The sequence below is a fragment of the Nocardioides proteolyticus genome (assembly GCF_051280635.3).
Lineage (GTDB): Bacteria > Actinomycetota > Actinomycetes > Propionibacteriales > Nocardioidaceae > Nocardioides.
Genome location: NZ_JBNBPO030000001.1, coordinates 222,015 through 231,639, shown reverse-complemented (window position 1 = coordinate 231,639; position 9,625 = coordinate 222,015). Strand labels below are relative to the sequence as shown.

General features: G+C 75.4%; 10 protein-coding genes. 8 read left to right on the top strand and 2 right to left on the bottom strand.

Annotated elements, in window-relative coordinates:
• Positions 1-186 (top strand): hypothetical protein (locus ACPOLA_RS01130; RefSeq protein ID WP_435768507.1); only part of this gene is annotated, 186 nt, incomplete at its 5' end.
• Between the two features lie 155 nt (positions 187-341).
• Here ACPOLA_RS01130 and ACPOLA_RS01125 read toward each other — a convergent pair.
• Both ACPOLA_RS01125 and ACPOLA_RS01120 read right to left on the bottom strand, forming a co-directional pair.
• Positions 342-902 carry a GNAT family N-acetyltransferase gene (locus ACPOLA_RS01125; protein WP_435768513.1) on the bottom strand — a complete coding sequence of 187 codons (561 nt, stop codon included), beginning with the start codon at positions 900-902 and terminating at the stop codon, positions 342-344.
• Between the two features lie 193 nt (positions 903-1,095).
• Entirely contained in the window at positions 1,096-2,199 is a 1,104-nt protein-coding gene (locus ACPOLA_RS01120) for a citrate synthase 2 (protein WP_435768506.1), read from the bottom strand.
• A 200-nt stretch (positions 2,200-2,399) separates the two neighbouring features.
• Between ACPOLA_RS01120 and ACPOLA_RS01115 the strand changes: the two genes are divergently transcribed.
• The 7 genes from ACPOLA_RS01115 to ACPOLA_RS01085 all read left to right on the top strand — a co-directional run bounded on the left by ACPOLA_RS01115 (position 2,400) and on the right by ACPOLA_RS01085 (position 9,624).
• Positions 2,400-2,717 carry a MerR family transcriptional regulator gene (locus ACPOLA_RS01115; protein ID WP_435768505.1) on the top strand — a complete coding sequence of 106 codons (318 nt, stop codon included), beginning with the start codon at positions 2,400-2,402 and terminating at the stop codon, positions 2,715-2,717.
• Positions 2,710-3,360, top strand: a complete 651-nt coding sequence (pdxH, locus tag ACPOLA_RS01110; RefSeq protein ID WP_435768504.1) for a pyridoxamine 5'-phosphate oxidase — start codon at positions 2,710-2,712, stop codon at positions 3,358-3,360. The genes ACPOLA_RS01115 and pdxH overlap by 8 nt, the downstream gene beginning before the upstream one ends.
• 39 nt (positions 3,361-3,399) lie before the next feature.
• Entirely contained in the window at positions 3,400-4,473 is a 1,074-nt protein-coding gene (locus ACPOLA_RS01105) for an ATP synthase subunit B family protein (RefSeq protein WP_435768503.1), read from the top strand.
• Positions 4,454-6,181, top strand: coding sequence for a GTPase domain-containing protein (locus tag ACPOLA_RS01100; protein WP_435768502.1), 1,728 nt, complete (start codon positions 4,454-4,456; stop codon positions 6,179-6,181). The genes ACPOLA_RS01105 and ACPOLA_RS01100 overlap by 20 nt, the downstream gene beginning before the upstream one ends.
• A gap of 23 nt (positions 6,182-6,204) precedes the next feature.
• Entirely contained in the window at positions 6,205-7,707 is a 1,503-nt protein-coding gene (locus ACPOLA_RS01095; protein ID WP_435768501.1) for a GTPase, read from the top strand.
• Between the two features lie 130 nt (positions 7,708-7,837).
• Positions 7,838-8,563, top strand: coding sequence for a sugar transferase (locus ACPOLA_RS01090; RefSeq protein WP_435768500.1), 726 nt, complete (start codon positions 7,838-7,840; stop codon positions 8,561-8,563).
• A gap of 17 nt (positions 8,564-8,580) precedes the next feature.
• On the top strand, positions 8,581-9,624 hold the full coding sequence (locus ACPOLA_RS01085) for a glycosyltransferase family 4 protein (protein ID WP_435768499.1): 1,044 nt from the start codon (positions 8,581-8,583) through the stop codon (positions 9,622-9,624).
• Position 9,625 lies beyond the last annotated feature (1 nt).

The following is a 9,625-nucleotide window of genomic DNA, read 5'->3' as shown; positions in this document are numbered from 1 at the left end:
TACGTGATCTGGGACGACCGGATGTGGTCGGCCTGGAACGGCTTCCGCTCCGAGCCCTACCTCAACTCCGGTTGCCGCAAGCTCGCCCGCTGCTCCCGCACCCTCCGCCACCTCGACCACGTCCACATCTCCATCACCCGCCACGCCGCCCGCGGCCGCTACTCCTGGTACGAGCGCCGCCGCTGACCCCCCACCCCCACGAGGTGGGACGTTGTGGCGCGCGAGGTGGGAGGTTGTGGCGCGCGAGGTGGGAGGTTGTGGCGCACGAGGTGGGAGGTTGTGGCGCGCGAGGTGGGAGGTTGTGGCGCGCGAGGTGGCAGATCTAGCACCTCCGCGGCGGCTCAGCGGCGGGCCGTGTCGTCGTACTCCGTGCGACTGAGCTGGTAGGTGATGTCACCCTGCTCGACAAGAGGGAGCGATCCGGGCTCGCCCGGGCGTTCGGGTCGTACGACGCCGAAGCCGAGCTTGGTGAGGGCGTTGCGGCTGCCCGCGTTGGCGGCCATCGCCTCGGCCCAGACGGTGCTCAGGCCGACCGTCCCGAAGGCGTGGTGCAGGAGCGCTCGGGCGCCCTCCGTGGCGTAGCCCCGACCCCAGGCGTCGCGACGGAGCCGGTAGCCGAGCTCCGCGGCGTCGGGGCGGCCGGCGTCGTACGCCAGGCACCACCAGCCGACGAAACGGCCGTCGGCGAGCCCGACCCAGTAGCCGAGCCCCCGGGCATCCGCCTCCGCGGACGTGCGCCTCGGCATCCACTCGCGGACGACCTCTTCACGCGTCAGCGCCCGGCCGAAGACGAAGCGCAGCACCTCCGGGTCGGCATCCAGCTCGACGAGCGCGTCGGTGTGCTGCTCGGCGGTCAGTGGCTCCAGCCGTAACCGGGCCGTGGTGAGCAGCGGGCGTGTCATCACGACCCCAACCGTGCCGGAACCTGCCACCTCGTGCGCGGGAACCTGCCACTTGGCGCGCCGCAACCTCCCACTTGGCGCGCCACAACCTCCCACCTCGCGCGCCACAACCTCCCACTTCGTGCGCCATATCGTCCCACTTCGCGCGCCATAACCCGCCACCTCGCGCGCCACAACGCGCCACCTCGTGGGGTCAGGCAGACCAGTCGGGGTTCCAGCCGTCGATCTCGCTGGCGGGGCGGGCGCCAGGGCCGGCGTAGACGGCGGAGGGGCGGATCAGGCGGCCGGTGCGCTTCTGCTCCAGGATGTGGGCCGACCAGCCGCCGGTGCGCGCGCAGGTGAACATCGAGGTGAACAGGTTGGCCGGGACCTCGGCGAAGTCCAGCACGATCGCGGCCCAGAACTCGACGTTGGTCTCGAGGACGCGGTCGGGACGGCGTGCGCGGAGTTCGGCCAGCGCCGCCTTCTCCAGCGCCTCGGCGACCTCGTAGCGGGGCGCGCCCAGCTCCTTGGCCGTACGGCGCAGCACCCGGGCGCGCGGGTCCTCGGCACGGTAGACCCGGTGGCCGAAGCCCATCAGCCGCTCGCCGGAGTCGAGGAGCTTCTTGACGTAGGCCTCGGCGTCGCCGGTGCGCTCGACGTCCTCGATCATGCCCAGCACCCGCGACGGGGCGCCGCCGTGCAGCGGTCCGCTCATCGCGCCGATGGCACCGGAGAACGCGGCGGCGACGTCGGCGCCGGTGGAGGTGATCACCCGCGCGGTGAACGTCGAGGCGTTCATGCCGTGCTCGGCGGCGGAGGACCAGTAGGCGTCGATCGCGTGGGCGTGCTTGGGGTCGGCCTCGCCCTTCCAGCGGATCAGGAACTTCTCGGCGAGCGTGCTGCCCTCGTCGACCACCCTCTGCGGTACGACGGGCCGCTCGAGCCCCCGCGCCGACTGGCCGGCGTAGGAGAGCACCATCACCGCCACCCGGGCGAGGTCCTCGCGGGCCTGCTCGTCGGAGATGTCGTAGGTCTGGCCGAAGCCGAAGGCCGGGGCCAGCATCGCGATCGCCGCCTGGACGTCGACGCGGACGTCACCGGTGTGCACGGGCAGGCTGAACGCCTCGGCCGGCGGGAGGCCGGGGGTGAAGGAGCCGTCGATCAGCAGGCCCCAGACGTTCTCGAACGGCACCCGCCCGGCGAGGTCCTCGATGTCGACGCCGCGGTAGCGCAGGGCCGAGCCCTCCTTGTCCGGCTCGGCGATCTGCGTCTCGAACGCGACGACGCCTTCCAGACCGTGGTGTACCTCGGGCATCCGCGACTCCTTCGTCCATGGTGCTGTCGCCGGATCGGGTCCACGGCCCGGCGAGGTCATCGGGCATTCTGCCCCACGGCCGTCGGGGCGCGCCCGCGCGACCCCGCACCCGGTCGCGCACCGGCTAGTCTCGATGCCCACTGGCCGGCCGCGCGCGGGTCCGGCCGACGGAGGTTCGCGGGCATCCCAGGAGGCGAGAGATGGTCAGTGCCGACGCCGGCTCGCCGCTCGACGACGGCGCGCTCCCGTTCTACACGATCGGCCAGGTCGCGGAGGTGCTCGGCGTGCAGCCCGCCGCCCTGCGCCGGATCGAGGAGCAGGGACTGGTGCGACCCGACCGGTCCGGCGGCGGCCAGCGGCGCTACAGCCGCGCGGAGGTGGAGCGCCTGCGGGACGTTCTGGCGCTGACCGAGGAGGGCGTCACCCTGGCCGGGGTGCGCCACGTGCTCGAGCTGCGGCAGCGGGTCAGCGACCTCGAGGACGAGCTCGCCCAAGCCCGCGAGCAGACGGATGGCTGAGGACGAGGACGACCTCGCCGCCCTCCGCAGGGAGTACGGCGCCGCCGGGCTGGCCGAGGCCGACGCCGGCCCGGACCCGTGGCGGCTGTGGCGGCGCTGGTTCGACGACGCGGTCACGGCCGGCCTGCACGAGCCCAACGCGATGGTGGTGGCGACCGTGTCGCCGGAGGGACAGCCGTCGGCACGGACCGTGCTGCTGAAGGGAGTCGTGCACGGCGGCTTCCGGTTCTTCACCAACACCGGCTCCACCAAGGGCCGCGACCTCGGGGCCGAGCCCCGCTGCGCGCTGCTCTTCCCGTGGCACCCGCTCGAGCGCCAGGTGCGGGTGGAGGGCGTGGCCGTCCCCGTCCCCGCCCCCGAGGTTGCCGCCTACTTCGCCTCTCGCCCGCGCGGCTCGCAGCTGGGGGCCTGGGCGTCACGGCAGTCCACCGTCGTCGCCGGCCGCCCGGAGCTGGAGGACGCCTACCGCGAGGTGGCGGACCGGTTCGCCGGTCGGCAGGTGCCGGTGCCGGAGTGGTGGGGCGGCTACGCGGTACGGCCGTCGTCGTTCGAGTTCTGGCAGGGCCGTCCCGGGCGGATGCACGACCGGCTGCGCTACCGCGCGGCCGACGACGGATGGGCGGTCGAGCGGCTGGCTCCCTGAGCGCGCCGGATTTTCCTTCGCCCGTCGCGGATCAACGGCGTGGCCGTCGCGCACCAGTGGTGCATGTTCAGTCGCTCCCGTCCCGAGTCCGAAGGCTTCTCGCCGGAGGACGCGGCGGAATCCAGCCAAGCCTCCGGCGGCGAGGCGGCCCGCGCCTTCGACCAGGTGCTCGACGAGCTCTCGCCGGGGCCGGGTGCGGCCGCTCCGGACGCAGCCGGCGCCGCGGCGAGCGTGACCGAGCACGCCGCCACGCTGCGCGCCACCCGCGACGCGCACCAGGAGGCCCAGGCCATGCTGGCGATGGCGACCGAGGCGCGGCGGGAGGCGACGGAGGAGGCCGAACAGATCCTGCTCGAGGCCCGCGACGCGGCCGAGCGCACCCGTCAGGAGGTCGCCGGCTGGGCAGCCGCGCAGCGCGCGAAGGTGGACGCCCTCGCCGCCGACATGATCGAGTCCGCCAACCGCGACGCCGAGTCGATCCGGGCGGAGGCGCTGCGCACGTCGATGGCCGAGGCGGAGGAGATCGCCCGGCAGCACGTCGCCGAGGCGGCGGCCCGCGCCCAGCAGGACGCGGACGCGATCCGGAGCGAGGCCCGCAGGGTGCTCCACCGGGCGCTCGAGCTCGGGGCGGAGGCCCAGGAGGCGGTCACCGACCTCACCGCGACGGTCGCCGACATCATGGGGCGCCTGAAGTCCGCCGGTGCGTCGATGTCGCAGCTGCTCGCCGAGAACCCTCCGCCCGCCGGCGCCGCCGGAGAGTCCGGCGACGAGCCCGCTGAGCCGGCGAGCGCAGAGCAGGCGACCGAGCTCCCCGATCCCGAGGCACCCCAGACCGACCCGGCCGCCGACACAGACGACACAGACGACACAGACGACACAGACGACACAGACGACACAGACACAGACGACACAGACACAGACGACACAGGCGACGCCACGGACGCCACGGACGACGCGGACGACGACGCCACGGACGAGGCGGACGACGCCGACGCCCCGGACGCCGACGAGGCCGCTCCGACGTCGCGCAGCGGAGCCGACCCGCGGCCCGAGGAGCCGCTCGACCGCCAGCTCGGATCGATGTTCCGCCGCCATGGCCACCGCGGTCAGTGAAGAGGTGCCGGTCAGCGACCTGAGGGGCCGCCACCCGCATCCGGCCCGCGAGCTCGCCGGGGCCGTGACGGCGCTGCGTGCCGCCTTCGCCGCCGCGCCGCTGCCGCTGGACCTCGCCGGCTCGGCGGCCGTGCGCACCGAGCGGACGCAGGTCCTCGCGCAGCTCGACGACTACCTGCTCCCGCGTCTCGCCGGGCTCGACGCGCCGGCGCTGGTCGTGGTGGGCGGGCCGACCGGCGCTGGCAAGTCCACGCTCGTGAACAGCGTCGCCGGACAGCAGGTCACCACGCCGGGTGTCCTGCGCCCCACCACGCGCTCGCCCGTGCTCGTCCACCATCCGGCCGACCGGGAGTGGTTCATCGGCGACCGGATCCTCCCCACCCTCGCGCGCGTGGACCGGCCGACCGCCGACCAGCGGGCGATCCAGCTGGTCGCCTCGCCCGGAGTGCCGCGCGGACTCGCCGTGCTGGACGCACCGGACTTCGACTCGATCGACGACGGCAACCGCCAGCTCGCGACCCGGCTGCTCGCCGCGGCCGACCTCTGGCTGTTCGTGACCTCCGCGGCGCGCTACGCGGACGAGGTGCCCTGGCAGCAGCTCTCGGTCGCCCTCGAACGGGACACCGCCGTCGCGGTCGTCATGAACCGGATCCCCACCCAGGACCGGGCGGCGGTGTCCCCCCACCTCGCCGCGATGCTCCACGACCGCGGCGTCACCGACGAGGAGGTCTTCTTCGTCGACCAGGGGCCGGTCGACGACGAGGGCCGGCTGCCCGCGTCGTACGTCGCCGAGGTCACCGCCTGGCTGGAGACCCTCGCCCGCGACGGCGCAGCGCGCTCCGCGACCGTGCGCCGGACCGTCGCCGGCGCGACGCGACGGGCGGTCGCGGCGGCCGCACCGGCCGCCGACGCGGCGGCGCTGCAGGTGGAGGCCGTCGGCGAGCTGCTCACCGTCGCCGACGCCGCCTACGCCCCGGCGTTCGACGCGCTCCGGGCCGCCCTGGCCGACGGCACGCTGCTGCGCGGCGAGCTCGCCGCCCGCTGGTCGGAGCTGTTCGGCCTCTCCGACGTGCCGACGTTCGCCGAGACCCTCCGGGCCGTCGCCGACCGCGGGGTCGCGGCGGGTGCCGGCCCGGACGTCGGCGGCGACCGTCTCGCGGTCGCGGTGGACCTCGCGCTCGAGACCATGGTCGTCGACCACGCCCAGCGCGCGGCGGAGCGGGCGAGCCGGCAGCTCCGGGCCACCCGCCACGGCGGGGCACTGCTCGACTGGAGCGCCGAGGACCTGTCCCGGCCCGGCCGCGGCCTGGCCAGCCGGTCGCGCAAGGCGATCGGCGCCGTACGACGCCGGCTCGGCGACCTGGTGGCCGACCGGCTCGGTGCTGCGGGCGGCCTGCACGACCAGCGGACCCGCACCCTCGCCGCCGCGCTCGTGGTCCATGCCGTCGCCGCACTCGCAGACCCCCTCGAACCCGCGGACCCGGCCGACCCCGCCGACCCCCTCGGCCCCACCGACCTGGTGCAGCGGGCGCGCGAGGACCTCGCGCGGGTGACCACCGCGCTGCTGGCGGAGGAGCGCGACCGCTACCTGCAGCCGGTCCTCGACTGGAACCTGGCGCCCGACGCGCCGGGGCGGCTCCGCACGGCAGCGCACGACATGGCGCGCGCGCTCGAGCACTTCGAGACCTCTGGAGGCAACCCGAGATGACAGGTCGTGGACTGGGATCCTCCGTGCAGGCCCTGCCGCGGACGGTGACCCGCGGGAGCCGGCTGCAGCCCAGGATCGAGGGGCTGCAGGCGGCCGTGGCGGCGGCGCGAGGAAGGCTCCCGGACGAGCTGCTCGACGACGTCGCAGCCTCGGTCGAGCGGTCCACCGCCCGGCTGCGGCTCTCGGCCGCCCACACCGTCGTCGCGATCGCGGGCTCGACCGGGTCGGGCAAGTCGACGATCTTCAACGCCCTCGCCGGGGCCGAGCTCTCGGCGTCGAGCGCCCGCCGTCCCACGACGTCGACCGCGAAGGCGCTGCTGTGGAGCGACGACGACGCCGACGAGCTGCTGACGTGGCTCGGGGTCCCCGAGCGCGACCGGCACCCGCGGGCGTCGCTCCCGGCGCCGGCCCCCCGCACCCGGCTCCCGGAGGGGCTGGTCCTCCTCGACCTGCCCGACCACGACTCGATCGCGGCCGCCCACCACGAGGAGGCGCAGCGGATCGTCGAGCTCGCCGACCTGCTGATCTGGGTCGTGGATCCCCAGAAGTACGCCGACGCGGCGATCCACCAGCGGTTCCTGCAGCCGCTCGCCGGCCACCGCGCGGTGACGATGGTCGTGCTCAACCACGTCGACACCGTCGCCGAGGACCGCCGTGCGGGCATGCTGCGCGACCTGCGCAAGCTGCTGGTCGCCGACGGGATCAAGGACCCGCGGGTCCTCGCCACGAGCGCACGCGACGGCATCGGGATGGAGGAGCTGCGGACCGCCGTCCGCCGCCGCGTCGAGGAGAAGCACAACGCGGCGCTGCGGGTCGAGGCCGACGTGCGCGCCGCCGCGGCGCGGCTGGCCGAGGCGAGCGGCGACGGGCCGGTCGCCGTACCGGACCCCTGGGTCGCCGACCTGCACCGACGGGTCGCCGAGGCCGCCGGTCTCTCGGAGCTGGTCGCCGACGCCCGACGGCTCGCCCGGTCGCAGGTGGCTCGGCACCCGGTGTCGCCGCCGACCCCGCCGCGAGCCCGCCCCGTCGACCGGCCGGGCGTCGACACCGCCGTCCGCGCCCTGGTCGACGGTGTCTCGCGCGATCTCACGCCCCCGTGGGCGGACCCGGTCCGGGCTGCTGCCACGGAGCGGCTCGCGCAGACCGACGACCGGCTGGACGCCGACCTGGCGTCCCTCCGGTTCGACCCGCGCCCGCCGCGCTGGCTGCGGCTCCTCGGGCCGATGCGCACCGTGGCCGCGGTGACGGCGCTCGCCGCGCTGATATTGGCCGGAGCGGCGGCGGGCGGCCTCGCCCCGCTGCCGCCCGCCGTCGGCCTGCTGGCGGTCGCCGCGGCGACGGCCGTCGGGACCAGGGTCGGGAGGGTCGCCGCCGAGCGCGCCGCCGACCGGGAGGCCGAGGCTCTCGCCGACGAGGCTGGCAAGGCGGTGGAGCGGGTCCTCCGCGGGCAGGTGCTGGCTCCGGTGCGGGCGGAGCTGGCGTGCTACGCCCGCTTCCGGCGCGGCCTCGACGCCGCGCGCGGCTGAGCGCCCGACTCTGCGCCGGCCCGGTCGAAGTTCCGGCGTTCCGGTGGATCAGGCGGGCCGTCTCGCTGCACCAGTGATGCGTGAAGACCCAACTGCTGGCGTCGACGCGGCACGGTGACGGGAGCGGCTCGTGAGCGCCGTCCGGGCACCGGTCGACCTGCGGCCGGACGCCGCGACCGTGCCGTCACGTCTCGCGGCCGTACCCGCTGCGCAGACCCCGCAGACCCCGCAGGTCCCCCCGATCGAGGTCCGCGACCACGGCCGCGCCCGCCGGGTGCTCGAGCTGCTCGTCGCCACGACCGCCCTCGCGGCGCTGCTCCCGCTCCTGGCGCTGATCGCGGTGCTGGTCGTCACGACCAGCCGCGGCCCGGTCCTGTACCGACAGCAGCGGATCGGCGCCGGCGGCCGGCCCTTCGAGATCGTCAAGTTCCGCACCATGGAGGCGGGCGCGGACCGCGCGGCGGAGGCCGTGTTCGCCGCGCACGACGACGGGTCGGGCCCGCTCAACAAGCGCCACGACGACCCCCGGGTGACGCTGCCGGGCCGGTGGCTGCGGCGCTACTCCCTCGACGAGCTCCCCCAGCTGTGGAACGTGCTCAACGGGACGATGGCGCTGGTCGGTCCACGGCCTTCGGTCCCGCGCGAGGTCGCGCGGTTCGCCCCCGGCGACCACGCCCGCTGCTCGGTGCGGCCCGGCATCACCGGGCTGGCTCAGGTCAGCGGTCGCAGCGACCTGGCCTGGGAGGAAGCCGTCCGCCTCGACCTCCACTACGCCGAGCACCGCTCGCTGGCACTCGACGTCCGCATCCTGCTGCGCACGGTTCCGGCCGTGCTCCGCGCCCGCGGCGCCTACTGAGACGGATCGGAGATCCCATGCCTGCCCGCGTGCTGCACGTCGTGGAGTCCCTCGGAGGAGGGGTGCTCAGCTCGGTGCTCGCCATGGTCGACGCCACCCCCGGACTCGACCACCACCTCGCGTTCTGGCCGCGCCGCGCCCACGCCGACACCGGTGACCGGCTGACGTCGTTCGACAGCGTCCGCGAGCTCCCGCGCCGCCCGCTCGCGGCCGTCCGTCGCCTGCGCCACCTCGTGCGCGAGCTGGCGCCGACGGCGGTGCACGCGCACTCGTCGTACGCCGGCATCCTCGCCCGCGCGGTCGACCTGGACGTGGACGTGGTCTACAGCCCCCACTGCTTCGCCTTCGAGCGCCGCGACCTCGGCCCGGCCGCCCGGGCGGCGCTGCACCGCGTCGAGCGGGCCCTGGTCGAGCGCACGTCCGTGCTCGTCGCGTGCTCGCCGTTCGAGGCGGAGCTGGCGGTGCAGCTCGGCCACCGCCGCGTCGTCACGGTGCCCAACCGGGCGCTCCACCCGCCGGAGGTGCGCGCGCGCTTCTCCGCCGCGCCTCGCGTCGTCACCGTCGGCCGGATCGGGCCGCAGAAGGACTGGCGCCACCTGCTGACCGTCAAGGGCTACCTCGAGGAGGTGCTCCACCACCGAGTCGCGTGGGAGTGGCTGGGGGGCGGCGACCGGGCCGCCGAGCAGCGGCTGCGGTCGCAGGGCGTCACTGTGGCCGGCTGGCTGCCCCGTGACGAGGTGATGCAGCGGCTCGGGGAGGCCCAGATCTACGTGCACACCGCCGCGTGGGAGGCCGCACCGATCAGCATGCTCGAGGCCGCCGAGGTGGGCCTGCCCATCGCCGCCCGAGGCATCGACACGCTGACCAGCCTGGGCGTCCCGGGCACCGTCGGCACCGCGGCGGACCTCGCGGCACGGATCGTCCGGCTGCACGACCCCGCGACTTGGTCGGCGGAGCAGCAGCGCTCCCTGGCCTTCGCCGCCGCCCACTCGGCCGGCCGGCAACGGGAGCGCCTGCACGAGGCCTACCGCCACGCTCCAGCAGAGCTCGTACTCAGGTAAG